Here is a 24,932-nt window from a genome sequence, read left to right as displayed (position 1 = left end):
TGGTGCGGGCGCTGCAAAGGCTTACTTGCCAAGCTTACGACGCTGAACACGCGTGCGGCGAAGCATCTTGCGGTGCTTCTTCTTGGACATACGCTTGCGGCGCTTCTTAATCACTGAACCCATAAGGCTTCCTCGTTTCTTCGTAGTACGTTCTTGACGTGCCGGCATCCACCCGGGGTGCACGCAATGGGTGTAAGCATACAACCAAGGTGTTTGGCACTCAAAAAGGTTCGGGCAAGGTGAGTGCTATTTATCCGACGTCGTACACGGAGGATTCAAGGTACTCACTGACCGCCGTTTCGTTGACGCGGAAGGAACGGCCGACGCGTACTGCCGGCAGCTCACCCGAGTGCAACAAGCGGTAGACCGTCATCTTGGAGACGCGCATAATTTCGGCGACTTCAGCGACGGTTAAGAACTTGCCTTTATCTTCATTTGCCATTAATTCATAAACCCTTCAGCACGGTCGCGCTGCAGGCTTCCCCTCCTGCAGGACGAAACACGCACGTGCTTCAAACAACCTTATCGTGAACACTGGGCCTAATGCGACTCATGTGCCGATAATTTTTCAAAGTGCCTGAAGAAACACCCCGTATCTGGTGTGAAAGCGGTGACTGCTGTGGCACAACCGGCACAATCAACGCAACCGGCTCAGTAGGCTTCGGAGCGCGTCGCGCAGGCGTCGGTGGCGCGGTAGATCGCGGCGCGTAGGCCGGACTCCTCGAGTTCCCGGATTGCGGCGACGGTGGTGCCGCCCGGTGAGGAGACGGCGGCGCGCAGGCCAACGGGGTCGGGGTGCTGGTCCAGTAACGCCCCAGCGCCGGCGCAGGTTTGGGTGGCCAGTTCCGTGGCGAGGTCCCGGGGCAGTCCGAGGGCAACGCCGGCGTCGATAAGTGCTTCGGTGAGCAGGAAGTAGTAGGCGGGCCCCGAGCCCGAGAGCGCGGTGACGGCGTGCATTGCCTTTTCGGGGACGGCGACGACGCGGCCCGCGGACGTCAAGAGCTTTTCGACGGCCTCCCGCTGCTCGTCTTCCACATAGCGGCCGGCGGAGACGGCGAGCACGCCCTTGCCCACGAGCATCGGGGTATTGGGCATCACGCGCATGATGGGGGTGCCCGCGGACGAGATGGCCTCTTCCATGTCGGCGATGTCGACGCCGGCTGCCATCGAGACGAGCACGGTGGGCACCGAGTTGCTCGCGACGGTCTCCGCGATCTCCCCGATCACGTCAATGATCTGGTTGGGTTTGACGCACAGGAAGACAACGTCGGCGTCGGCGGCGGCCTCGACGTTGTCCGTCGTGGCCTGGATGGCGTAGCGCTCGGCGAGCGCACTCACGCGCTCTTCGGAGCGGCAGGTGGCAATGAGGTGGTGCGGTTCAACCTTTGAGGCGATCAGCCCCTGCAGCAGGGCCTCGCCGATATTGCCAACGCCAATGATTGCGATTTTTTCCATGCACCACACACTAGCGCCACGGGGGCGCTGTGGTGGAAAACGCCCTTAGAGCAGGGCCGGGCCGAACGCCATGACCAGGGCAGCGACGCCCGCGAGCGTCATGGTCAGGCCGTCACGGCCGGTGTGCATCGCGCGCACACCGAAGACGACGCCCGCAACAGCAGCTGCGCCCAGGATGGCCGCGAGTGCGGTTGCCAGGTTCGCCCAGATCCAGCTGAACAGCATGAACCCGAGCACGCCCAGGACCACGCCGATGAACACGAAGAGCACCAGCATGATGGGGTTGACGGCGCCGTCGTCATCGATTTCGGCGACCTCGGCGGCTTCAGCCTTTTCGACGTCCACATCCTCAGCATGCTCATCGTCGAAGAGGTCGAGCGCGTCTTCCTCGGCGGGCTTCTCAGCCACCTCAGGCTTGGTGCGCTGCACTGGCTCGTTGGTGTCCTCCACGACGCGGATCTGCGTCGTTTCGTCCTCGGAAGGGCTGGCCTTCTGCGCGGCAGGCGCAGGCGCGGGCGGGTCAACCGGCTTCTCGGCCGCAGGCTTTGCAGCCGCAGGTTTCTCGGCAGCAGGCTTCTCTGCAGCAGGCTCAGGCTTCGCCGGTGCGGGTTCGGCTGGTGCGTCGAGTGGCGCGCTGGAGTGCTTCGCTTCGGCCGGGCGGGCGTCGACAGCCTTGAAGGAGCCGGTCAGCTCCGCGACCGAGACGCCGCCTTCCTCCAAGCTGCGGCGTCGGCGGGGACGCTTGCCCACGTCCGGGTTGGTTTTCTGGGCCCGGGCGAGGAGCTCCGCAACCGTCAGCTGCTTGTCCTCAGACATCAGTCGTTGTCTCCTTCGTCATCTCCTAAGTCATGCCCTTGGTCGATCCAACGGAGGATCACGCCTTCTCGTAGCGCCCATGGACAGATCTCTAACTTATCAAGCTTAAGCGCTCGCATGGCAGCCTCTGCAACTAGGGCACCCGCAACGATCTGGTGTGAGCGGTCGGCGCTGATGCCTTCGAGCTCCGCACGGTCGGCTGCGGTCATGCGGGAGATGAATGCGATGAGCTGGCGCAGGCCCGGCGCGGTGAGGGTTCGCTTCACGAAAGGCCCAGCTGAGGAGGGTGCAGCGCCGGTTAGCCGGGCGAGGGAGCGGAACGTCTTCGAGGTGCCGACGGCCAGCCCCGCCTCCCCCAGCCCGTGGAACTCGCGGGCGGGCCCGGCGAGTTCAGCGTCGATGTAGTCGCGCAAAAGGTTGATCTTTTTGCGCTCGGGCGGGTCGGATTCGAACCACTCGTGGGTGAGCCGCCCGGCGCCCAGGTCGAGGGACACGGCCAGGTCGGGGCTTTCTTCGGTGCCGGTGGACATCTCCAGGGAGCCGCCGCCGATGTCCAGGTTGGTGATGCGCCCGGCGGACCACCCGTACCAGCGGCGCACCGCGAGGAACGTCAGCCGCGCCTCCTCCTCACCGGAGAGGACTTCGAGGCGCACGCCGGTTTTCTTCTCAACCTTCTTGAGCACTTCCTCGGAGTTCGTTGCCGAGCGCACGGCGGACGTCGCAAAGGCGAGGAACTCCTCGCACTTCAGCTTGCTGCTTAGGCCTGCGGCTTCCCCCACGGCGTCGACAAGCTTGTCGACGCCCCGAGGCTCAATATTGCCCTCGTCGTCGAGGAGTTCGACGAGCCGGAGCGGCTGCTTCCAGTCACTCATCGGGGTGGGGCGGCCACCGCTGCGGGCATCTACCCCCACGAGATGCACCGTATTACTGCCTACGTCTAATACACCTAATCGCACACCCTCAGCGTAGTGCGTCTACGGTGTGTTGGTGTGAATCAACCAGTTTTTCTCGGATTCCCCGCCGAATCCCCCGCCGGCCGCTCGATCCTCGCGGGACGCGAAGTGCCCACCGACTTCCCCCGCGAATGGTTCGTGTTCATGCACCCGGAGGACCCGCTGCACTACTTCAGCATCGACCTGACGTGGGTGGAATCCACCTGGTCCTGCCGGTTTGGCACACCGCAATGCCACGGGATTGATGAGGACTTCTCCGTTGTCGGCTGCTGCATCCACGGCGCGTACCTCTCCGACGAAACGGACCGGGATGACCTTTATAATGCGGTCGCCGAGATGCCTGCGAAGTACTGGCAGCTGCGCCCCCGCGACGTCGATTCCTACATCGCGGCCGCCGACCCCACCATCCTGGAGCCCTGGCTGGAGTGGGACGACACTGAGGAAGAGGACGACGGCCCACACATCAAGACGCGCGTGGTGGATGGCGCTTGCATCTTCGCCAACCGCACCGGCGCCGAAACCGGCCCGGGCTGCTCCCTGCACCAGTGGGCGATGGCGGAAGGCCGCAACATCATCGGATCCAAGCCGGAAGTGTGCTGGCAAGTGCCGTTTTCCCGGGAGGACTCCTGGGAGGAACGCGCCGACGGCCAGGAGATCCTGCGCACCACCATCGGCGAGTACGACCGTCGCCAGTGGGGTGGCGGCGGCGAAGACTTCGACTGGTGGTGCACCGACGCGCCCGCCTGCCACACCGGCGGCACCCCCGTGTGGCAGTCGATGAAGCAGGAGCTACAACAGCTCATTGGTGAGAAGCCCTACGAGGTCCTCGCAGCGCACTGCGCCGCCCGCGCGAAACTCCCGCGTGATGCGAAGACCACGCACCCGGCTAGCGATCAGGCCTCGAACTTGTAGCCCAGGCCGCGCACCGTCACCAGCTGCTTCGGCTTCGACGGCTCCTCCTCAATCTTCGAACGCAACCGTTTGACGTGCACGTCCAGGGTCTTGGTATCGCCGACGTAGTCCGCGCCCCAGATCATGTCGATGAGCTGGGAGCGTGTGAGCACCCGGCCGGCGTTGCGCATCAGGTACTCCAGCAGGTCGAACTCCTTGAGCGGCATGCGGACTGGTTGGCCGTCGACAAGTACGCTGTGGCGCTCGACGTCCATGGTGACGCGGCCACCGATGAGTACGTCGCGGCTCGGCTCGTCCTTTTCCTCCGCCGCCGATTCCCCATCGCGGCGCAGCACCGCCCGGATGCGCGCGATGAGCTCACGGGTCGAGTACGGCTTGGTCACGTAGTCATCCGCGCCGAGCTCGAGGCCCACCACCTTATCGATCTCCGAATCGCGCGCCGTGACCATAATGATCGGCACCGACGAACTCGCGCGCAGCTTCCGGCACACGTCCGTGCCGCTCATGCCCGGCAGCATCAGGTCCAACAGGACAAGGTCGACCTCGTTGGCCTCGAACGCCTCGAGCGCCGCCGGGCCGTCGGCCGCCCACACCGTGGAAAAGCCCTCCTTTTCCAGCAGATAAGAAAGCGGATCCGCCAGGGACTCTTCATCTTCAACGATCAGGATCTTCGTAGACACGGTTAGGGAAACCCTCCTGCAAAAGCTACATCGGCAACTCGAGCGTGAAAGTCGACCCGGTCCCCGGGCGCGACCACACTCTGATAGTACCCCCGTGGTTTTGCGCCACATGCTTCACGATGGCCAAACCCAAGCCAGTTCCCCCAGTCGAGCGAGACCTCGCCTTATCGACGCGGTAAAAACGCTCAAACACGCGCTTCTGATCCTCCAGCGCAATCCCGATCCCGCGGTCAGTAACGCGCACAAGCGCCACCTTCTGCTTCCCGGACATACGCACCTGCTGCGTAATACTCACCGGTTGGCCGTCCGGCGAGTAGTTAATGGCGTTCGACACCAGGTTGCTCACCGCGGACGTCAGCAGGGACTGGTCCCCCATCACCGTGATCCCGGTGGGTTCCCCACGGATCAGGTCGATGTTGCGGCCCTCGGCGGTGACGTGATTGCGGGTGATGGCGTCGTCAATCACCTCGTCGAGGCTGACCGGATCCATCTCCGGCAACGCCTCCGCACCCTGTAGCTTCGACAGCGAAATCAGGTCCGTGATCATGTCGCCCATCCGGTGGGCCTCCTTCAGCACCTTCGTGCCGAAGTAGTCCACCATCTCCGGGTCATCCGGGTCCTGCAGCAGCGCCTCCGCGAGCAGCGCCATCCCGCCCACCGGCGTCTTCAGCTCGTGCGAGACGTTCGCCACGAAGTCGCGGCGCGCATGCTCCATCCGCACGTTCTCCGACTCGTCCGTGCTGTACGCAATCACGTAGGAGTTCTCCGTCAGCGTCAGCGGTTTGACCACCACGCGTACGTTCCGAATGCGGGACCCCGTCGCACGAATCGGCAGGTCAAGGTCAAGGACGTGCGTCTCCTGATCTTCAAAAACCTGCTGGGCGGTCTCCCACACCTCCGGCTGCACCGTGCGGTCATACACCAGCGACATATCGTGCGCCCTCGCGTTCGAGAGCAGCACCTTGCCCTCCTGGTTCATCACCGCAATCCCCGTCGGCGAGCCCTGCACCGCCAGCTGCAGCACCTCACTAATCGTGGCCGCCCTGCGGGAATCCGAACCACCATCAACCCGGTTGCGTAAACGCCAACGCAGCGCCCGCCGCACCAACGGTGCAGCAAGCGCTGCGAGAACTACGCCCCCTAAAAACGCCAGTAGCGGGGACAATGTAGCTACTTACTTCTGGCCCTGGTTAGCAACCGCAGCAGCACCTGCCGCAGCCGCCTCCGGATCGAGGTACGTGCCGCCTGGGTTGAGCACCTTGCCCTTGCTGTCAATCTCGTAGACCAACGGCATGCCGGTCGGGATATTCAGGGCAGCGATGTCATCGTCGGAGATGTTGTCCAGGTACTTCACCAGCGCGCGCAGCGAGTTACCGTGCGCAGCCAGCATGACCGTCTTGCCGTCGAGGACCTCAGGCAGGATGACGTCGATGTAGTACGGCAGGAAGCGCTCCACAACGTCCTTCAGGCACTCCGTGCGAGGAACCTCTGGGAGGAACGCGTAACGCACGTCGTCGGTCTGGGAGTACTCGTTGTCAGCGTCGATTTCTGGTGGCGGAGTGTCGTAGGAACGGCGCCAGCTCATGAACTGCTCCTCGCCGTACTCCTCACGGATCTCTGCCTTGTTCAGGCCCTGCAGCTTGCCGTAGTGACGCTCGTTGAGGCGCCAGTTACGCACAACTGGGATCCAGTGACGGTCCGCAGCGTTCAGCGCGATGTTCGCGGTGCGAATCGCACGACGCAGCAGCGACGTAAACACGATGTCCGGCAGCACGCCCTTTTCTGCCATCAACTTACCGGCGTTGACGGCTTCCTGCTCACCCTGCTCGGTCAGATTGACATCGACCCAGCCGGTGAACTGGTTGGACTTGTTCCATTCACTTTGTCCGTGACGGACAAGAATCAACTTTCCATTCGTCATGGCACCAATCATGCCACGAATCGTATGATTTTTCTTTAAGGTTGGGTCTCATGATCTACGCCAACGCCGTCGCCGCCGCGCTCACTGCCGCCCTTCTCGCACCTGGAGCGCCATTTCGCGTCCTTCCAGAGCAGCCGCCGACCACAATGCGAGTGGGCAATCACACAATTTCCATCCCCGAACACGCCAGCGCCGCGTCCTGCTCCCAAGGCTTCAGCGGCACCCTCAACGGCCAGCTCGTCATGCTCACCGCCGGCCACTGCTTCGACCTCTCCGAGGGTGTCGACAACGAGCCCACCGACGTCATGCGCACCCACCGCGTCGAAGTGCCTATCGACGCCAGCTACCGCCCCATCGGCACCCCAACCAACCTCAAACCCTCCACCGACTACGCCGACGTCTACCTCCCCTCACAGTTCTTCTGGGACACCGTCAACACCCCGGATTGGGGCGTCGTCACCGCCGCCCCCGACACCCCAGCCACCCGCATGTCGTTTTCCCGCGACGCCAACGGCCACGCCCACGGCGCACCCCGCGAACTGCGCTACATCCAGGACACCCGCAACCTGCCCTACAACTACTTCGACACCTCCAACTTCGGCCAGCCCATCTGCAAAGACGGCGCCACCACCGGCCGCACCTGCGGCCACCAGCTCGCCCGCTCCCGCAACAGCATCTACTCCTGGGGCCTGCGCTACGAACACGGCGACTCCGGCGGCATCAACTACGACCCCCGCGACGGCGCCGTCCTCGGCGTCAGCTCCATGGGCATAGGGCCCCTCGGCAAAGCCCAACGTGCTGACCGCATCATCGAAGACGCCTTCAACGTCCCCGACGGCAAAGTCAACGAAGCCTTCACACTCCCCGATTCCACCGCACCCCACGGCAACTTCACCCCGCTCAACCAGGAGCAAGGGGCATTGATGGGCCAGATTATGCAGGACAACCCCGAACTGAAACCGCGTAAGACCGGCAAGCAGGGCTTCGACGAGGCCGTCACCGCCGCCCAACGTGACGCCGAAGTTGCCGCCCAGCGCGCCGGCCAGGTCCGCACCGTTGAGCAGGCGCAACGCCTCGCCGCCGACGTCTCAGGTGCGGTCGATCACCACGCGCAGCAGCTCGGCAAGTGGGGTGCCGCCGCGGCGGTGGAGGCGATCGGGCGGTAGTCCGGGGCGGTGCGGTGGCGATCGGTTAAGGCATCATCTTTATCTTTGTGAGGTGTTGTACGAAAACCTTTAAGTCTGTTGGTTTTTACGTCATCACAGCCAGGGGACTGGAACACCCCAATTCGATAAATGTGGACCTACCGCATAGGCAGCCCCACCAAGAACGGCCAAGACCGCTAGAGCTATCCGCAAGGCCAAAATAGGCGACCCTTTGGCAAACGTGGAGGCATACTTCGCTAGGGCCACGTCTGCCGACGTATATGCCTGAGATGGACAAATTGGGCCACCAATTGCAGGCTGGACTGGAGACTTCTTCAGCTCACGACACTTCGCTGCTTCTTCTTCTGATGTCACCCCCCAGCGCATCGCCTCGCTCATCTCTTCAGACTCCTCACGATGCTTGAATACATACCACATAGCATCAGCGAAATCGAACACGTTGTCTGTTTTGCTCGACGCCACTGTTGCTCCCACAGTTTGGTCAACCGAAACCGCTGCACCAACACCGTGGGTAACCCCAGGCACAACTGTAACCAACGCAGTCATGCCACACACTAGAAATCTTCGCTGCATCTTCTTTACTTTCCGCACGACGATCCCCCACAAGAACTGCCTGGGAGCTTCGAACGCTCATGGACACCAAGGGACTTACGATTAAATTTCGCCGTAACACCGCCCCGCCAAGCTCGGTGCTTCTGAGCTTGAGTCAAGCTTTGATTTTGTACCGTTTTTTGTATCCAACCCAAATTCGAGTCGATTTTTGCAGCCGATCCAGACCCAATGCACTGCTTCCGCCCAGAGCTATCATTCTGGATTTCAGTAGTCGAAGCAACCCCAACTATCTCATTCCCGGCAAAAACCGCTGCACCAGAGTCACCGTGACACAAATTGGCGTCGCCGGTTGGGTCTAAACGCACTTGATCGGAGTAAACGTCTCCCCTGGTGGTATGAACCAGGTAATCAACTACCCCCACACGAAAGTCTGCTGCCGACGAAAAATTATTGCGCTGCCCAACCTGCCCCGAATAGCCAATTACTCGAACGCCGTCACCCACTCGTGGCGGCCTCGCACTCAACTCAAATTTTCTAGCATTAATTCCAGTTCCCACACGTATGAGCGCAAGATCGTGCTCCGGGTCGGGAGCCATTTCAATTAACTCAATCCCGGCAAATTCACCATCAGACTGCTGGATAAATCCAATTGAATTCAATTCATCCTCAACACAGTGCCGAGCCGTCAGCCAGTAATAATCTCCAATATAGTTGGCTGTACATGTTCGCTCCGATTTTAATCCGTCAGAGAAATATAAGGCACCGATCCTATTGTCGTATGTAGGAGTTTTATTGGTAGTGAACCAGTCCAACCCCTCATCGTACGGTTCATTTCCATCAGACTCATCCACCCAATGTTGTTCCTCACCACCTTCATATAACTCATTGACCTGCTCTCCAGCCTCTTGAGCCTGCACAACACTCACCGGCGTCCCTACAGCGCCAAAAGCGAAGACAAGCAGAAGACCCTCAACCAAAACTCGATACCGCACAGTAGCTCCTTAACGAAAGATTAACGGTCCGATCCTTTTCGATTTGATCGTAGCACAGTCCCACCAGTATTTACGTCATAATTGGTGCTACATACTCTGAATACATTTCACCCGACCCGATGCCTATTTTGAATAACCACCAGCATCACACGCTTCCAGTACCTCGACCAGAACGTTATTAAAATCTCTTGGCCGCAGCCCAAACCGGGCTCCCCCAAACATGCAATTAGCTCCCGATGGCTTTCCGGTCGCAGAGGCCGCGGTCGAAATGGTCGAGGGTGTCCTGGTAGATGCCGGTGAGGTCGTGGGCGCTTTCGCGCCAGCTGAACTTGCTGGCTTGGGCGACGGCGGCTTGCCCCATGGCGATGCGGGTGTCGTCGTCGCGGAGGAGGGCGCCGATGACGTTGGCCCAGTCGGCGGGGTCGTGGCTGGGGACGAGGGTGCCGGTTTCGCCATCGGCGATGACGATCGGCAGGCCGCCGACGGCTGCCGCGACGACAGGAGTGCCGGTGGCTTGGGCTTCGACGGCGACGAGGCCGAAGGATTCGTTGTAGCTGGGCACGGCGACGATGTCGGCGGCTTGGTAGACGTTCACGAGTTCTTGGGGCGGCCGCGGCCCGAGGAAGCGCACGATGTGGCCCACGCCCTCCTCCTCGGCGAGGCGCTGATACGTATCGACGCTCACTCCGCCACCGGAGGCGCCGCCGCAGATAAGGACGCGCAGGGGGTAGTCGACGCCGTCGCGAACGAGTTGGCCGATGGCCCGGATGAGCACCTGCGGACCTTTGAATTCTTGGAGGCGGCCGACGAAGGCGACCACTTTGGCGTGGACGGGGATGCCGAGGTGGCGGCGTGACATTTCGGTGTTGCGGTTGGTGCCGGGGGTGTAGAGCTCGGTGTCGGCGCCGGGGGTGACCACGGCAATTTTGGCGGGGTCGACGTCGTAGTGGCGGGACAGTTCGGTGATTTCGTCTTCGGTGTTGACCACGAGGCGGTCGGCGTTGTCCACGAGTTGTTGTTCGCAGATGCGGCGGGCTTCGCTTTCGGAGCTTTCGGCGCCAGACGCGTAGGCGTTTTTGACGGCGGCCCAGGTGTGGCCGGTGTAGATGAGGGGGACGTCGCTAAGTTCGGCAAGCAGCCAGCCGACCTGGCCGGAGAGCCAGTAGTGGGCGTGGATGATGTCGTAGTGGGCGTCGTAAATTCGGCAGAACTGTACGATGCCGCCGGCGAACGTGGCGAGCTGCGTGGGCAGTTCCTCTTTGGGCAGGCCTTCGTAGGGGCCGGCGACGATGTGGATGACCCGGAAGCCGGGCTCGACCTCGGCGATTTGTGGCTGGCTGGGGCGCGTGGCGCGGGTGAACACGTCGACTTCGATGCCCTGGCGCGCGAGCTGCTGGGCGATATTGAGGATGTACACGTTCATCCCCCCGGCATCCCCGATGCCGGGCTGCTCGAGGGGCGAGGTGTGCATTGAAATCATGGCGACGCGCATGCCCGCCAGCGTATTACATCACCGCGTGGCGGTGCCACGACCCAAAGTCCGCTGCGACGGTCGCGGCGAGCTGCTGGTAGGCGCGCAGGGTGTCGGGTGCGAGGCGGTCCATATCGACGACGGCACCTTCGGCGAGGTGGCGGTCGTATGGGATGGCGTGGACGGCGCGGGTACGGGCGGCGAAGTGCTCGGTAAGGCGCTCCATGTCGATGGTGGGTTTGCCCGGCGCGCCCGCGCTAATGACGACGACCGCATTGGAGGCGAGCTGGTCGTAGCCGTGGAGGCTGAGCCAGTCGAGGGTAGCTGCGGCGGACTGGGCGCCGTCGAGGGCTGGCGAGGTGACCAGGACGAGCGCGTTGGCCAGGTCGAGGACGCCGGCCATGGCGGAGTGCATGAGGCCGGTGCCGCAGTCGGTGAGGATGACGTTGTAGTGGTGTTGCAGGATGTCGATGGCTTTGCGGTAGTCGAGTTCGGAGAAGGCTTCGCTGACGGCCGGGTCTCGTTCGGAGCCGATAACTTCGAGGCGTGAGCTGGCCTGGTTGGTAAATGCCCGGACCTGCGGGTACCGCGAGGTGTCCTGTGCGAGCAGGAGGTCGCGGATGGTGGCGGGTGAGTTGGCGGTGGCGCGTTGCGCGAGCGTGCCGAGGTCCGGGTTGGCGTCGATGGCGATGACGCGGTCGCCACGGGTTTCGGCGAAGACGCCACCGAGAGCAATGGTTGTTGTTGTCTTGCCGACGCCCCCTTTCAGCGACATGACGGCAATCCGGTAGTCGCCGCGCAGGGGTGCGCGGATGGCGTCGATGAGTTCGTCGCGTTCGGCTTGGGCGCGGGAGCGCCCCGGGTTGATGCGGCCGCGGCTGGCGCTGTGGACAAGTTTGCGCCAGCCCTGTTTTGGCGGTGCTTTCACGGGATCGACCAGGTTGCTTTGGTCGAGGCCGGTTGGCGGTGTGAGGTCGGTGGTGGCGTCGAAAAATGTGGTCAATGGAATCCCCCCTTGTGTTTCCCCAGTGGCTCACGAGCGTACCTGATGTGGAAAACTAGCAAAACCTACCAAACCGTAGGTTATACTTTCCCTCACCTACTTTCGACTAGCTAACAAAAGGAGTGTTTATGGGAGCCTACGAAACCAAAGCCTGGCTTACGCACTACCCCGAATGGACCGACCCGAACCCGATCGTCGGCAGCGACACCCTCGTCAGCCTGTTCAATACCGCCGCAACCACCCACCCGGGCCGCACCGCCACCTGGTTCATGGGCAAAACACTCACCTACCAAGCCCTCAACGAGCAGGTCAACCGCCTCGCTGCCGCCCTGCAGCGACTCGGCGTGGCACCCGGCGACCGCGTTGTTATCGCACTGCCGAACTGCCCGCAGCACGTCATCGCCATCACCGCGATCCTGCGCATCGGCGCCGTCGCCGTCGAACACAACCCGCTCTACACCGCCTACGAGCTGGAGAAACAGTTCCTGGACCACGGCGCGCGCGTGGCCATCGTGTTCGACCGGGAGGCCGAGACCTTCCACACGCTGCAGGAAACGACGGCGCTCGAGACCGTCATCGCCGTCAACCTTATCGACGCCATGCCCCGCCACCTGCAGCTCGCCCTGCAGGTGCCGCTCGGGTCGGTGCGCAGCCAGCGCGAGGAACTACACAAGCCCGCACCAAAGGCGATCTCGTGGGAATCCCTCGTGGCGAAGCCCGCCACACCAACGAACCTGCCGACCATCGCGCAGTCCGACACCGCGTTCATCCTGTACACCTCCGGCACCACCGGCACCCCCAAGGGCGTGCCGCTGACGCACGCCAACGTGCTCTCCGTCCTCGCCGCCGGCGCACAGTGGGTCAAGGACTGGGGCGCCGTCAACGAGAAGGTGCTCGCCATCTTGCCGATGTTCCACATCTACGGTCTGGCCCTGAACTACGGGTTCCCGCTGACCGTCGCCGGCCAGATGGTGCTCGTCCCGGCGCCGAAGCCGAAGCTCTACCAGCAGGCCATCCTCAAGACTCGCCCCACACTGCTGCCCGGCGTGCCGCTGCTGTACGAGCGGATTGCAGAGTGGGCCGTCGAAAAGAATGTGGACCTCTCCTCCTTCCACAGCGCGATCTCCGGTGCCGCAACCCTGCCGCAAAGCACCATTGAGCTGTGGGAACGCGTCACCGGCGGACAGCTCATCGAAGGCTACGGGCTCACCGAAACCTCCCCGATCCTGTGCGGCAACCCCCTCGACGGCAACCGGCGCCCCGGCTACATCGGCGTGCCGTTCCCGAACACCGAGATCCGCATCGCCAACCCGGATAACCCCAGCGAGACCATGCCCGACGGCGAGCCCGGCGAGCTGCTCGCGCGCGGCCCGCAAGTCTTCTCCGGCTACCTCAACAACCCCGAGGCCACCGAGAAGTCCTTCCACGACGGCTGGTTCCGCACCGGCGACATGGCCGTCATGGAGCCCGACGGCTTCATCCGCCTGGTGGCCCGCATCAAGGAGATCATCATCACCGGCGGCTTCAACGTGTACCCGGACGAGGTCGAGGAGGCCGTGCGCTCGCACCCGGACGTCGAGGACGTCGCCGTCGTCGGCCGCCCCCGCGAGGATGGCTCCGAGGACGTCGTCGCCTGTGTCACGCTTCGCGACGGCGCCCCGCTCGATCCGGAAGGCCTGAAGGAGCACGCTCGCCAGCGTCTGACCCGCTACAAAGTGCCGCGCACCTTCTACCATTTCGAGGACTTGAACCGGGACCAGACCGGCAAGGTCCGACGCCGCGCGGTCCAGCAGGAACTGGTCGCCATGCTGCAGTCCACACAATAGGTTACGGTAGCGTAGGGTAGGGCCATGACCTTGGACGCAAACACCACAAAGCCATGGCTGCAGTACTACCCGGAGTGGACCGCGCACTCGCTCGAGTACGGGTTCACCACGCTGCCAGGCATCTACGACGACAACCTGGAACGCAACGCCGACAAGCCAGCGACCAGGTTCTTCGGCCGCTCCATGACCTACGGCGAGCTGGACAAAGAAGTCCGTCGCGCCGCCGCCGGGCTCAAGGCCTTCGGCGTACGCAAGGGTGACCGCGTGGCCATCCTGCTGCCGAACTGCCCGCAGCACGTCATCGCGTTCTTCGCGGTGCAGAAGCTTGGGGGCGTCGTCGTCGAGCACAACCCGCTCTACACCGCGAACGAGCTTCGCCCGCAGTTTAAGAACCACGGCGCCCGCGTGGCCATCGCCTGGGATAAGGCGGCCGACACCCTCGAGGCGCTGCGCGCCAGCACCGACCTGGAGACGGTCATCTCCGTCGACATGACAAAGGCGATGCCGAAGCTGCAGCAGCTCGCACTGCGCATCCCGATTGCGAAGATCCGCAAGGCGCGTGAGCAGCTCACCGTGCAAAGCTCAAACACTGTGCTCAAGACGGTGCCGTGGGAGACGCTGCTCGGCTCCGCGATCGGCGGCGAGGGCAACGACCTGGCCACCGAGGCGGACATTACCCCCGACGACCCAGCACTCATCCTCTACACCTCCGGCACCACCGGCGAGCCCAAGGGCGCGGTGCTCACGCACAAGAACCTGCACGCCAACGCGTGGCAGGGCGTCGCCTGGGTCAAGGATCTGCAGTCCGATTCGCAGCAGCGCATGCTGGCCACCCTGCCGTTCTTCCACGCCTACGGCCTGACGTTCTCGCTCACGCTCACGGTGCTCATCGGCTCCGAGGTTGACCTGCTGCCCGCACCAAAGATGGACCTCATCATGAGCTCCATCAAGGAGTTCAAGCCCTCCTTCATCCCCGGCGTGCCCACCGTGTTCGAGCGAATTATCGACGCCGCCAACAACGAAGGCCTCAACATCGACGGCGTCAACACCGGGTTTTCGGGCGCGGCCTCCCTGCCCGTCGAGACGATCGAGGCGTGGGAGCGCGTCACCCACGGCCACCTCGTCGAAGGCTACGGCCTGACCGAGACCTCCCCGATCCTGATCGGTAACCCGGGCACCGCGGACCGCCGCGCGGGCTACATCGGCATCCCCTTCCCCGACACCGAGATCCGCATCGTCAACCCCGACAACCTGGACGAGGACATGCCCTACGGCGAGCCCGGCGAAATCCTCGCCCGCGGCCCGCAGGTCTTCTCCGGCTACCTCAACAACAAGGAAGCCACCGAGCAGGCCTTCCACGACGGCTGGTTCTGCACCGGCGACCTCGGCGTCATGGAGGAGGACGGCTTCATCAAGCTCGTTTCCCGCCTCAAGGAGCTCATCATCACCGGCGGGTTCAACGTCTACCCCGCCGAGGTGGAAACGGTCATGCGCACCCACCCCGATGTTGTCGACGTCGCCGTCGTCGGCCGCCCGCGCGAGGACGGCTCCGAGGACGTCGTTGCCTGCGTCACGCTTCGCGACGGCGCCCCACTCGACCCGGACGGCCTGAAGGACTTCGCGCGCAAGAACCTCACCCGCTACAAAGTGCCGCGCACCTTCTACCACTTCGAGGAACTGCCGAAGGACCAGCTGGGCAAGCTGTCGCGCCGCAAGGTGCAGGAAGAGCTCCTGTCCCGCCTGTAGCTGATTAGATCGACATCCCGACCCACACCGGCTCCGGCACGAGCCGGACGCCGAATGCGCGCTCCACACCGGCTTGCACGTCGCGGGCCAGGGCCACGATGTCGTCGGCCTTGGCGTTGCCCCGGTTCGTCAGCGCCAGGGTGTGCTTGGTGGACAGGCGGGCCGGGGCGTGCTCGCCGGGGTAGCCGCGCGGGAACCCGGCGCGCTCGATGAGCCAGGCGGCCGAGAGCTTCACGCGGCCGTCCTCCTGTGGGTAGCGCGGCATCCCCTCGATGCCGATCGCATCTGCGACCGAGGCGTCCACCACCGGGTTGGTAAAGAAGGAACCCGCGGACCAGGTGTCGTGGTCGGCTGAGTCGAGCACCATGCCCTTCGCCCGGCGCGTCTCCAGGACGGAAGCGCGTGCCTCCGCGAGTGGGACCCGCTTGCCGCCGAGGTGGCGCAGCGGCGCCGACAGGTCCGACTTGGTCAGCTTCAGCTCGATCTCTAGGACCACGGCGCGGTGGGTGAACTTCAGGTTGGAGTAGCGGTACGCCAGCTCCAACGACTCCGGGGTAACCCACTCGTCCACGCCGGTCTCCCGGTTCCACAGGCGGACGCGGTGCAGCACGTCAGCGATCTCGGCGCCGTAGGCCCCCACGTTCTGCACCGGCGTGGCACCCGCGGAGCCCGGGATGCCGGACAGGGCCTCAATGCCCGCCAGGCCGTGCTCCACGGCGTAGGCAACCACGTCGTCCCACACGGTGCCGGCGCCGACGCGGAGGGTGGTGGCGTCGAGAAGCTCGATGCCGACGTTGCGCACGAGCACGGCCGTGACGGCCTGCGGGCCGTCGGCAACAAGCAGGTTGGAGCCGCCGCCCACGATGAGCAGTGGCGTGCCTGCGGCGTCGAGGCGCGCGACCGTCGCAGCGAGGTCCTCGGCGGTGTCGCAGCGGATCACATCAGCGGGGGTGCCGCCGACGCGCAGAGTTGTCATTGAGGCAAAAGATGTATCAGACACCCCATCAACGGTAGTCTGTTCACTATGACTGCACGTAGTGAAATCACCGTAACCATCAACCATCCTGCCCAGAAGGTGCGCGACGCCTTCGCAAGCAAGGATTACTGGGCGTTCATCGCGGAGAAGCTCTCCCCCGAACCGGGCGAGCTCCACGAGTTCGACGGCTCCACTGCCGTCCTCTTCGAGATCCTGCTGAAGTCCATCCTGCCTGAGGCAGCGCAGGCCATGATTTCGCAGGACCTGAAGCTGAAGCGCACCGTCAACACCGGCACGGACCCGATCACCTTCACCGGTGACGTCAAGGGCACCCCGGTCGACTTCGGCGGCGAGATCACGCTGACCGACAACGGCGACACCACCTCCCTGGCCTACGACAACGAGGCCAAGGTAGACATCCCGTTCATGGGCGCTGCGCTGGAGCCGAAGGTTGCTGAGGCGCTTGAGGAGATCGTCGAGAACGAGGCGAAGCTCACCGAGGAATGGATCACCAACAATCTCTAAGCACCACCACAATCTGCGCTCGCAGGCGGGCCACGGGCAGCCCTACGGTGTGATCACCCGGGGCACGACCGGCATCAACCGGCTGCGACGCTGCGATCGATGGACCCGCCACAACGCGCGGGTCATTTCGCTTTTGCGCGAGGGGCGCCCGCTGGCGCTCGACGTCGGCTACGGCGCCTCCCACACCACCACCTGCGAGTGGGCGGGTTGGCTGCGGCGCATCAACCCCAACGTCGAGGTCGTGGGCCTGGAGATCAACCCCGAGCGGGTCCTCCCGCCGCGCGACGGCGTCCGCTTCGAGCTCGGCGGCTTCGAGCTCGCCGGCTACCAGCCGCAGCTTGTGCGCGCGTTCAACGTGCTGCGCCAGTACGACGTCGCGGAAGTCCCCGACGTGTGGCGCACCGTCACCTCCAAGCTCGCCCCCGGCGGTCTCTTCATCGAGGGCACCTGTGACGAGCTCGGCCGCCGCAGCACCTGGGTGCTTCTCGACGCCACCGGCCCCCAAACGCTCACCCTGTCCTGGGACCCATTCGACATTTCGACGCCCAGCGACCTCGCCGAACGCCTACCGAAGGCGCTCATCCACCGCAACGTCCCGGGCGAGCCCATCCACGACTTTCTTCGCGACGCCGACTCCGCCTGGGAACACGCCGCCGGCTGGGAACCGCACGGCCCCCGGGTGCGGTGGCGCCACGCCCGCGAGGCCCTTGCCCGCGACTGGCCGATCGCCCCGGTGCGCCGCCGACTCAGCGACAACACCGTCACCGTCGACTGGGCGGCTGTGGCGCCCAAAGGTGAGTCGCTACACTAGTGCGCATGAAAACCGTCTGGAAAGTCCTGATCGGCATCCTCGCCGCCATCCTGGTCCTGTTCATCGCCGCCGAAGCCGGCTCACGCGCCTACATCGGCAGCCAGATGCGCGACCAAGCCCCGGAGGGCACCGAGGTTTCCTTCGGCGCTTCCCCCCTGACGCTGGGTATGCTGCGCGGCACCATCCCGCACGTCACGGTGACCACGCCATCCACGCTGGTGGTCAACGGCGATGAGACCACCGGCCAGCCGGCCTCCACCGTGGAGATGGACTCCATCAAGGTTGACGCCAGCGGCAAGTCCGTCGCGGACACCCTGACCGCAACTACCGAGGTCCCGAGTGAGTTCGTGCGCGCGATGCTGAACACGCAGCTGCAGCAGAACATCGGCAGCGATTTCCTCTCCGCGCTCATCAACGTGTCCGAGGTGACCACCTCCCCCGAGGACGGCACATTCACCGTCGAGTTCAGCGGTGGCGCCGCTGCGGTTTCACTTCACCCCGAAATTGACGACGCCGGAGGGTTCTCCGTCCAGGCCGTCGACACCTCGTTGTTCGGCAACACGCTGCCGGATGAGATCTCCTCCGCGATTACCGAGGCCCTCACCAACGGTGTAGCCGAGTACACCGACCAGGCGATGCGCATCACCGGCTTCGACGTCGTCCCCGGTGGCCTCCGCGTCACGATGCAGGGCCACAACGTGGACTTCGCCGAACTCCAGGCCTACCAGCAGTAGGCCTGCTTACCAGCCGTAATTCCCCCGCAAAATGTTGTTGATCTGCGGCCGCACATCGAAGAAATACACGCCGATGGCGACCGCGCCGATCCACGCCACGAACGGCAACGACAGCATGCAGGCGAACGCGGAACCGGCCAGAATGGCCACCCACGTGCCCTTCGACTGACGCCCCGCCGCCTCAAACGCGTCCGGGCGCGTCGACGCCGCCATCACCGCCCCCACAATGCCCGCGATGGCCAGCACCCAAAACAGCAGCGCGTTCGCCATCACAGGCAGCGACATGATCAGCTGCTCAGCAGACAGCGACATTACTTCTTGCCACCCAGGTCAGCGACGCGCTCCTGCACGCGCGCCACCACGGACTCGATGCGCTGCTTCGCGTCATCAGCGTCAATGTTGCCGAACGCGTCGCGGATCTCCTCAGCAACCAGCTTGAACGCGTCCTTGGCCTCGTCGGCCTCGGCGGAGTCGCCGATGTTGCGGACGATGGACTCGGCGTCGCTCGCAAAGGAGGACACTGCGTCCTTGAGCTCCTTGTCGTCGCCAGCGCCATCGAACGTGCTGCGAGCATTGTCCACAGCCTGCTTCAGCTGCTCAGTCACATCGCCGCCCAGCTTGCCGACGGCCTCCCCGACCGACTGCCCAGCAACCAGCAACGCATCCGCAATTTCGCGCAGACCAGAATTCTTCTCAGACATAATCCTTCTCCTTTTAGAAAAACAACAACTGTGACACAGCGTATATAACAAGTCCGGCCAATGCACCCACGATCGTGCCGTTCACGCGGATGTACTGTAGGTCCTTGCCCACCATCAGCTCGATCTTCTCGGCGGCTTCCTGCCCGTCCCACTTCTGAATCGTCTCCGAAATGATCCCGACGATCTGGCCCGCGCCGTTCTCCGCCGCGAAGTGCGTCCACTTTCGCAGGTTGCGCTCGGCTGCCTCACGCGTCTCGGGTTCGTTGACCAGCTTCTCGCCCCACTCGTGCACCGTCAGCGCAATCTTTCGACGCACCATGCTCTCCGGGTCCGACGCCGACTCAATAATCGCCGCCGACACCTGCCCCCACAGCCCCGCGGCCGCGTTCTGCACCGCGTTCGACGCCATCACGTCCGCCTTCAGCTCCTCGACGCGGGTGATCATGGCGCCGTCGAACTGTAAGTCCTGCGCGAACTGGTTGATTTGGCGTCGAATAGCTCGGCGAGCCTCGTGGTCCTTGTCCTTATCGACGTCCGCCATGAACGCCACCAGTTCGTTATAGACTTTGGCGCCCACCAGGTCCTTCGCAAACTTCGGTGCCCAAGCGGGCATCCGCTCGTCGATGGTTCGGACGATGGCGTCCTCCATGCCTGCGAGGCGCTCGTTGCCCCAGGCAACGATGTCGTCAACCAGCGGCTCGATCTTGCCGTCCGCGATGAATCCCTCCAATGCGCGCCCGATCGGCGGGCCCCAGACCGGCTCCGCGAAGCGGTCAATCACCTGCGCGTTGAGGAACTCCTCCGCCTCCGCGGGGTCGACCGCCTCCACAGCCTTCACCGTGAACTTGCCGACCTCCTCCGACACCCGCTTCGCGTTCTTCTCAAGCGACAACCACCTTCCGGCACGCTCCGGGATGCCCGCCGCCATCACCTTCTCGGTGATGGTCTCCGCGTTGAGGAAGTTCTCACTCACGAAGTCACTCAGCGCGTCAGCCACCTGGTCCTTCTTGTTCGGCACCAGGGCCGTGTGCGGGATAGGCAGCCCCATCGGGTGCTTAAAGATTGCCGCGACCGCGAACCAATCCGCCAGCCCGCCGACCATCCCGGCCTCCGCCGCCGCGCGCACGTACCCCACCCACAACGGCGCGGTACCCTGCGACTGCCACCACGAACACGTCAGGAAGATCACGGCCATCAGCCCAAGCAGGGCCGTCACCCCGATCTTGTACTTCCGCAGTGTCCTGCGGCGCTGTTCGTCCGCCTCAGTGAGCTCCATTAACGCGTGTGTAGCCATGCACTTGATTAAAGCAAAAATCTCCCCGCCACCATATTGAGCGTGGTGACGGGGAGACCTGGAGGTAGCCGCTAGTTGACGCGACCGGTTTGCTCGCGGTACTGACGGTAGGCCGCGCGACCCTTCACGATGAGGAACGCGCCGAGCACTAACGTCACAACCGCCTCTCCGAGGCCGTACAGGATGAGCTGGCTGCTGACCTCAGCAGACGCACCATACCCGTACGTGCCAACAGTTGCGCCCCAGATGGCAAGCCCCATACCGAACAGTGACGCCAAGATCAGGCCCATCGCTACCCACGTGGAGTAGCGCAGCAGCGAAGAGTGCGGCGCGGAGTACGACACCGGGTCGTAGCCTTCGACGTACAGGTCCTGAATCTTGCCCTCGTACTCAGGGAACGATTCACTGCGGATATCAGCTACAGCATGTTGGGACGCCATCGTTGTTTCCTTCCTCGTTTTATTCTCTGTTTAGTCGTCGCCGCCGCGGGCGGCCGCGCGGACACGCTCGGCGTTGATCGCGCCGACCGCATCCAGCGGAATGCCTGCAGGGCAGACGTCTGCGCACTCGCCGTACAGGGAGCAAGGACCGAAGTTGGTTTCCAACTCGTCGATCATCTTGCGTGCACGACGGCCACGCTCCAGCTTGCCCAGTGGCAGCAGCTTCAAGTGCTTCAGCTTAGCACCAGTGAACAGGTGCGCGGCGCCATTCGGGCACGCAGCCACACAAGCACCACAGCCGATGCAGGCTGCGTAGTCGAGTGCAAGCTCGGAATCGTGGTGGTTGACGGACAGGGTGTCTGCGTCCGGGGCGGTGCCCGGGAAGACGGAGACGTAGCCGCCCTGCTGCATCACGCGGTCGAGCGCGGAGCGGTCAACCACGAGGTCCTTGATGACCGGGAACACAGCGGAGCGGAACGGCTCAATCTTGAGGGTGTCGCCGTCGTTGTAGTTCACCAGGCGCTGCAGACATGCAGGGACGTTCTGGTCCGCACCGTGCGGGCGACCGTTGATGGTCAGGCCACAGGTACCGCAGATGCCCTCGCGGCAGTCAGAAGCGTAAGTGAAAGGCTCCTTGCCTTCCTCAACAAATCGGTTGTTGACGTGGTCGAGCAGCTCCAGGATAGACATCTGCTCAACTGCGTCCGGCACCTCGACGGTCTCGAAGTGGCCTTCAGTATCGGGTCCGGCCTGACGCCAGATCTCAAGTGTCAGTTTCATTACTTGTAGTTCCTCGTCATCAGTGGGATCGAATCGAAGTACAGTGGCTCGGCGTGACGCACGAACTGGTCGTTGCCCACGGTCTCCCATGCGGAGACGAAGCACCAGTTCTCGTCGTCACGGCGGGCCTCGCCGTCTTCGGTGAGGTGGTCCATGCGGTAGTGAGCGCCACAGGACTCGTCGCGGTCAAGTGCGTCGATGCACATCAGCTCGCCGAGGTTGATGTAGTCAACCAGTCGAAGCGCAGCCTCGAGGACCTGGTTCATCTCATCAGCGCGGCCTGGGATGTGGAGGTTCGCCCAGAAGTCATCGCGCAGTGCGCGGATCTTGTCGATGCCCTCACGCAGGCTGTCCGCGGTACGTGCCACGCCACAGTGCAGGTAGAGGATCTCGCCCAGCTTGACGTGGTAGTACTCCGGACCGTGCGGGTCGGAGCCCTTGATGTTCATCAGGCTGTCAATGCGCTTCTGCGCACGCTCAACGGCTTCGACGGATGCCGGAGCGTCCTCGCCGTACACCGGCTCGTTCAGGTGATCCGCCAGGTAGTTCGGCACCGTGAACGGAATGGTGAACCAGCCGTCGACCGATGCGGACAGCAGCGAGTTCGCGCCCAGGCGGTTCGCACCGTGGTAGGTCCAGGAGCACTCACCGGCTGCGAAGAGGCCGTCGATAGACGTCATCTCGTTGAAGTCGGTCCACAGGCCACCCATGGAGAAGTGCACCGTCGGCGCAATACGCATCGGAGCCTTGTATGGGTTCTCGCCGGTGGAGTCCTCGTACATCTCGAAGAGGTTGCCGTAACGCTCACGGATAGTGTCCTCACCGAGGCGCTCGATGGAATCCTTGAAGTCCAGGTACGCCGAGTTGTGCAGCGGGCCAACACCGAAACCGGCGTTAAGCTGCTGCGAAATAGCACGAGACGCAACGTCACGCGGCACGAGGTTACCGAACGCCGGGTAACGACGCTCCAGGAAGTAATCGCGCTCGTCCTCTGGGATGGTGTTCGGGTCGCGGTCGTCGCCCTTTTCCTTCGGGGTCCAGATGCGGCCGTCGTTACGCAGGGACTCGGACATCAGCGTCGTCTTCGACTGCCAGCTCGCGTTCAGCGGCAGGCCGGTCGGGTGGAACTGAATGAACGCCGGCGACGCCAGGTACGCACCAAGCTCGTGCGCACGCATCATCGCGGAGGAGTTCGAGTTCTTCGCCAACGTGGTCTTGTGGTACACGTTGCCGTAACCACCGGTACCCAGCACAACAGCATGGCCGGTGAACGGGGTCAGGGAGCCGTCAATCAGGTTGCGGGTAACAATACCGCGGCAACGCTTCTTGCCGTCTTCCTCAGTAATGATCAGATCGATCAGGTCGTTGTGCGTGAAGATCTCAACGTTGCCCAGGTGGATCTGACGCTGCAGCGCCGAAGCGGTGGACAGCTGCAGCTGCTGGCCCGTTTGGCCACGGGTGTAGTAGGTACGGGAGACCTGCACACCACCGAAGGAACGGGTAGCCAGGGAGCCACCGTACTCACGCGCGAACGGAGCACCAATCGCGTTCATGTGGTCAATCACGCGGACCGACTCGACGGCCAGGCGCCAGCAGTCAGCCTCACGGCAGCGGTAGTCGCCACCCTTGACAGTGTCCTTCACGTGGCGGTACGCGCCGTCGTTATCAACCTTCTTGCCGCGAGCAGCGTTGACGCCACCCTGCGCTGCAATGGAGTGTGCACGACGAGGAGCGTCATGGTACGTGAAGACCTGTACCTGGTAGCCCAGCTCGCCCAATGCGGCGGCAGAAGCACCGGCAGCCAAGCCCGTGCCCACAACGAGCACCTTGAACTTGCGACGGTTCAGTGGGGACACCAGCTGCATGTGGTCCTTCTGGTACTCCCACATGTCCTTCATCCGGACCTTGTGGCGGTCCGGCATTGCATTATCAAGAATGCGGCCAATGGTGACGCCAGGAGCCGAGGACTCCGGCTGGCGGAACACCTCGTCCTGCGTCTGGTTCAAAGAGGTAGTCATTAAAGTTTCTCCTAATCAGCCGTTAGCGGGTGTACCCCGGGATAAGACCAGCCATGATGGCCAGTGGCATGATGACGTTTCCAAGAACAACGATGAACGGCAGTACGTACCCCAACACGACCATTACGCCGCGTCCACGCTCGCCGAGCCATCCAAGGTCAGAAACTGCCAAGTACACACCGTGCGTCAGGTGCAGCAGCAGCGCCAGCATGGCAACCAGGTAGAACAGGGTCACGTACCAACGCTCAGGAGCGAAGGTTGCAATCAGGTTGTCACGAACATTGCCATGAACGAACTGCTCAGAAGCAACAACCGTGCCCGCGGTCAGATCCAGGATGTGGAAGATGATGAACAGCAGCAGGATGACGCCGGTCACCAGCATCCAACGCGTAGCGGTGGACTGCCAGCCTCCCATCAGGTTCGTGCGCTTGAACGTACCGCGCGACTCGGCGGAACGCTTCTTCAGAGTGAACGCACCATACACGTGCAGGATCAGGCAGGTCAGCAGGACGATACGGAGAATCCACAGGAATCCTCCGCGCGGGAACAGTGGTTCACCAAACGTGCGGAACCACTCGCCGTAGTCATCAATGTGTGCGCCGCCATCAGCCTTAAGCGGCATGAAAATCTTCAGGTTGCCCACCATGTGAACAAGAAGGAAGAGCGAGAAGATGAGGCCAGTGATGGCCATCTCGAGCTTTACTGCCCATGTTGGGAACCCTGGCCGCTCTCGTAGCGGCTTCTCAGTAATTTTTCCGTGACGAATTGCTTCACGGTCTGTTTTTTGTACAGTCATGGCACCTCCAGTGTCACAACCACTTTAGGCACCATTCTTCACTATTGCCTAGTCAGAGCATGTTTCTTTCGCCTGATTTTCACCCAAAATTCACCGCCCGGACGCGCTTGGCAAATTTTCGAAATTTTAAGCATGGCGACACCCTGCACATATTCAGTATGAGAACAAACCAAGGTAAACCTAATTTGTGATGTTACTCACGACCTGCGCGTAACGTCTATAAAATCTTCGAACTACCCCCAAAGGTCGGTAGTCAAGAGTCTGCTTCAAACATCGGGAAATGGGAGGGTGAGCGGTCCTTTTACTACCCCGTCAGCGCGCCCCAAAACGTTCGAAGCGTGCGCTTAGAAGCGTGCGATGCAGG

27 protein-coding genes are annotated in these 24,932 nt (G+C 63.1%); 7 read left to right on the top strand and 20 right to left on the bottom strand.

What is annotated here, in order from left to right; translation table 11 throughout:
- Positions 1 to 21 precede the first annotated feature (21 nt).
- From ACXIUA_RS10390 to ACXIUA_RS10370, 5 genes are all read right to left on the bottom strand, one after another.
- Positions 22 to 123: a 30S ribosomal protein bS22 gene (locus tag ACXIUA_RS10390; protein WP_003855542.1), complete on the bottom strand. Its 102-nt coding sequence runs from the start codon at positions 121 to 123 to the stop codon at positions 22 to 24.
- A 127-nt stretch (positions 124 to 250) separates the two neighbouring features.
- Entirely contained in the window at positions 251 to 442 is a 192-nt protein-coding gene (locus ACXIUA_RS10385) for a helix-turn-helix domain-containing protein (protein WP_070363204.1), read from the bottom strand.
- 209 nt (positions 443 to 651) lie between these two features.
- Positions 652 to 1,455, bottom strand: coding sequence for a pyrroline-5-carboxylate reductase (gene proC, locus ACXIUA_RS10380; protein WP_284803984.1), 804 nt, complete (start codon positions 1,453 to 1,455; stop codon positions 652 to 654).
- Between the two features lie 45 nt (positions 1,456 to 1,500).
- Entirely contained in the window at positions 1,501 to 2,271 is a 771-nt protein-coding gene (locus ACXIUA_RS10375) for a hypothetical protein (protein WP_457976778.1), read from the bottom strand.
- Complete coding sequence (locus ACXIUA_RS10370) at positions 2,271 to 3,227, bottom strand: Ppx/GppA family phosphatase (RefSeq protein WP_284818582.1); 957 nt, start codon at positions 3,225 to 3,227, stop codon at positions 2,271 to 2,273. The genes ACXIUA_RS10375 and ACXIUA_RS10370 overlap by 1 nt, the downstream gene beginning before the upstream one ends.
- 33 nt (positions 3,228 to 3,260) lie before the next feature.
- On the opposite strand from ACXIUA_RS10370, the gene ACXIUA_RS10365 reads away from it, so the two are divergent.
- The gene (locus ACXIUA_RS10365; RefSeq protein ID WP_457976775.1) at positions 3,261 to 4,136 is read left to right on the top strand and encodes a hypothetical protein; all 876 of its coding nucleotides are present in this window, start codon (positions 3,261 to 3,263) and stop codon (positions 4,134 to 4,136) included.
- Here the strand turns inward: ACXIUA_RS10365 and ACXIUA_RS10360 are convergent.
- From ACXIUA_RS10360 to ACXIUA_RS10350, 3 genes are read right to left on the bottom strand one after another with little or no spacing between them, the layout of a single operon-like run.
- Positions 4,118 to 4,816: a response regulator gene (locus tag ACXIUA_RS10360; RefSeq protein ID WP_457976774.1), complete on the bottom strand. Its 699-nt coding sequence runs from the start codon at positions 4,814 to 4,816 to the stop codon at positions 4,118 to 4,120. The two genes, ACXIUA_RS10365 and ACXIUA_RS10360, sit on opposite strands and share 19 nt — an antisense overlap.
- A gap of 25 nt (positions 4,817 to 4,841) precedes the next feature.
- Positions 4,842 to 5,981, bottom strand: coding sequence for a sensor histidine kinase (locus tag ACXIUA_RS10355; protein WP_083433259.1), 1,140 nt, complete (start codon positions 5,979 to 5,981; stop codon positions 4,842 to 4,844).
- A gap of 9 nt (positions 5,982 to 5,990) precedes the next feature.
- Positions 5,991 to 6,737: a phosphoglyceromutase gene (locus ACXIUA_RS10350; protein WP_071573650.1), complete on the bottom strand. Its 747-nt coding sequence runs from the start codon at positions 6,735 to 6,737 to the stop codon at positions 5,991 to 5,993.
- Between the two features lie 50 nt (positions 6,738 to 6,787).
- Here ACXIUA_RS10350 and ACXIUA_RS10345 point away from each other — a divergent pair, with 50 nt between their 5' ends.
- Positions 6,788 to 7,903 (top strand): hypothetical protein, encoded by a 1,116-nt coding sequence (locus ACXIUA_RS10345; protein WP_457976773.1) that lies wholly within the window; start codon positions 6,788 to 6,790, stop codon positions 7,901 to 7,903.
- 93 nt (positions 7,904 to 7,996) lie between these two features.
- Here the strand turns inward: ACXIUA_RS10345 and ACXIUA_RS10340 are convergent, their stop codons facing one another.
- The 4 genes from ACXIUA_RS10340 to ACXIUA_RS10325 all read right to left on the bottom strand — a co-directional run bounded on the left by ACXIUA_RS10340 (position 7,997) and on the right by ACXIUA_RS10325 (position 11,921).
- Positions 7,997 to 8,449, bottom strand: coding sequence for a hypothetical protein (locus ACXIUA_RS10340; protein ID WP_143000818.1), 453 nt, complete (start codon positions 8,447 to 8,449; stop codon positions 7,997 to 7,999).
- A 32-nt stretch (positions 8,450 to 8,481) separates the two neighbouring features.
- Positions 8,482 to 9,447 (bottom strand): S1 family peptidase, encoded by a 966-nt coding sequence (locus ACXIUA_RS10335; RefSeq protein WP_256007640.1) that lies wholly within the window; start codon positions 9,445 to 9,447, stop codon positions 8,482 to 8,484.
- 226 nt (positions 9,448 to 9,673) lie between these two features.
- Positions 9,674 to 10,939, bottom strand: coding sequence for a D-inositol-3-phosphate glycosyltransferase (gene mshA, locus ACXIUA_RS10330; RefSeq protein ID WP_457976771.1), 1,266 nt, complete (start codon positions 10,937 to 10,939; stop codon positions 9,674 to 9,676).
- Positions 10,940 to 10,952: 13 nt separating this feature from the next.
- Complete coding sequence (locus ACXIUA_RS10325; RefSeq protein ID WP_070363214.1) at positions 10,953 to 11,921, bottom strand: MinD/ParA family ATP-binding protein; 969 nt, start codon at positions 11,919 to 11,921, stop codon at positions 10,953 to 10,955.
- A 128-nt stretch (positions 11,922 to 12,049) separates the two neighbouring features.
- Here ACXIUA_RS10325 and ACXIUA_RS10320 point away from each other — a divergent pair, with 128 nt between their 5' ends.
- Both ACXIUA_RS10320 and ACXIUA_RS10315 read left to right on the top strand, forming a co-directional pair.
- On the top strand, positions 12,050 to 13,747 hold the full coding sequence (locus tag ACXIUA_RS10320; protein WP_457976770.1) for a long-chain-fatty-acid--CoA ligase: 1,698 nt from the start codon (positions 12,050 to 12,052) through the stop codon (positions 13,745 to 13,747).
- A gap of 30 nt (positions 13,748 to 13,777) precedes the next feature.
- The gene (locus ACXIUA_RS10315; RefSeq protein WP_457976791.1) at positions 13,778 to 15,493 is read left to right on the top strand and encodes a long-chain-fatty-acid--CoA ligase; all 1,716 of its coding nucleotides are present in this window, start codon (positions 13,778 to 13,780) and stop codon (positions 15,491 to 15,493) included.
- A 4-nt stretch (positions 15,494 to 15,497) separates the two neighbouring features.
- On the opposite strand, the gene ACXIUA_RS10310 is transcribed toward ACXIUA_RS10315, so the two are convergent.
- Positions 15,498 to 16,556, bottom strand: coding sequence for a UDP-N-acetylmuramate dehydrogenase (locus ACXIUA_RS10310; protein WP_457976769.1), 1,059 nt, complete (start codon positions 16,554 to 16,556; stop codon positions 15,498 to 15,500).
- Between ACXIUA_RS10310 and ACXIUA_RS10305 the strand changes: the two genes are divergently transcribed.
- The 3 genes from ACXIUA_RS10305 to ACXIUA_RS10295 are packed head-to-tail and all read left to right on the top strand — an operon-like array spanning position 16,518 to position 18,539.
- On the top strand, positions 16,518 to 16,994 hold the full coding sequence (locus tag ACXIUA_RS10305; protein ID WP_457976768.1) for a DUF2505 domain-containing protein: 477 nt from the start codon (positions 16,518 to 16,520) through the stop codon (positions 16,992 to 16,994). The two genes, ACXIUA_RS10310 and ACXIUA_RS10305, sit on opposite strands and share 39 nt — an antisense overlap.
- Positions 16,987 to 17,805, top strand: a complete 819-nt coding sequence (locus ACXIUA_RS10300; RefSeq protein ID WP_457976790.1) for a class I SAM-dependent methyltransferase — start codon at positions 16,987 to 16,989, stop codon at positions 17,803 to 17,805. The genes ACXIUA_RS10305 and ACXIUA_RS10300 overlap by 8 nt, the downstream gene beginning before the upstream one ends.
- A gap of 5 nt (positions 17,806 to 17,810) precedes the next feature.
- Complete coding sequence (locus ACXIUA_RS10295; protein WP_457976767.1) at positions 17,811 to 18,539, top strand: LmeA family phospholipid-binding protein; 729 nt, start codon at positions 17,811 to 17,813, stop codon at positions 18,537 to 18,539.
- Between the two features lie 6 nt (positions 18,540 to 18,545).
- On the opposite strand, the gene ACXIUA_RS10290 is transcribed toward ACXIUA_RS10295, so the two are convergent.
- From ACXIUA_RS10290 to ACXIUA_RS10260, 7 genes are all read right to left on the bottom strand, one after another.
- Positions 18,546 to 18,851 carry a DUF2516 family protein gene (locus ACXIUA_RS10290; protein WP_457976766.1) on the bottom strand — a complete coding sequence of 102 codons (306 nt, stop codon included), beginning with the start codon at positions 18,849 to 18,851 and terminating at the stop codon, positions 18,546 to 18,548.
- Positions 18,851 to 19,240 carry a CGLAU_01105 family protein gene (locus ACXIUA_RS10285; RefSeq protein WP_457976764.1) on the bottom strand — a complete coding sequence of 130 codons (390 nt, stop codon included), beginning with the start codon at positions 19,238 to 19,240 and terminating at the stop codon, positions 18,851 to 18,853. The genes ACXIUA_RS10290 and ACXIUA_RS10285 overlap by 1 nt, the downstream gene beginning before the upstream one ends.
- A gap of 13 nt (positions 19,241 to 19,253) precedes the next feature.
- Positions 19,254 to 20,534 carry a DUF445 domain-containing protein gene (locus ACXIUA_RS10280; protein WP_457976763.1) on the bottom strand — a complete coding sequence of 427 codons (1,281 nt, stop codon included), beginning with the start codon at positions 20,532 to 20,534 and terminating at the stop codon, positions 19,254 to 19,256.
- Positions 20,535 to 20,605: 71 nt separating this feature from the next.
- Positions 20,606 to 20,974, bottom strand: a complete 369-nt coding sequence (locus ACXIUA_RS10275; protein WP_457976762.1) for a hypothetical protein — start codon at positions 20,972 to 20,974, stop codon at positions 20,606 to 20,608.
- 30 nt (positions 20,975 to 21,004) lie between these two features.
- Complete coding sequence (locus ACXIUA_RS10270) at positions 21,005 to 21,754, bottom strand: succinate dehydrogenase/fumarate reductase iron-sulfur subunit (protein ID WP_256000707.1); 750 nt, start codon at positions 21,752 to 21,754, stop codon at positions 21,005 to 21,007.
- Positions 21,754 to 23,772 (bottom strand): fumarate reductase/succinate dehydrogenase flavoprotein subunit, encoded by a 2,019-nt coding sequence (locus ACXIUA_RS10265; protein WP_256007633.1) that lies wholly within the window; start codon positions 23,770 to 23,772, stop codon positions 21,754 to 21,756. The genes ACXIUA_RS10270 and ACXIUA_RS10265 overlap by 1 nt, the downstream gene beginning before the upstream one ends.
- 22 nt (positions 23,773 to 23,794) lie before the next feature.
- On the bottom strand, positions 23,795 to 24,568 hold the full coding sequence (locus ACXIUA_RS10260) for a succinate dehydrogenase cytochrome b subunit (protein WP_070363223.1): 774 nt from the start codon (positions 24,566 to 24,568) through the stop codon (positions 23,795 to 23,797).
- Between the last annotated feature and the right edge of the window lie 364 nt (positions 24,569 to 24,932).

The organism is Corynebacterium sp. UMB8791 (assembly GCF_054166365.1).
This window is presented reverse-complemented; position numbering and strand designations above follow the sequence as displayed.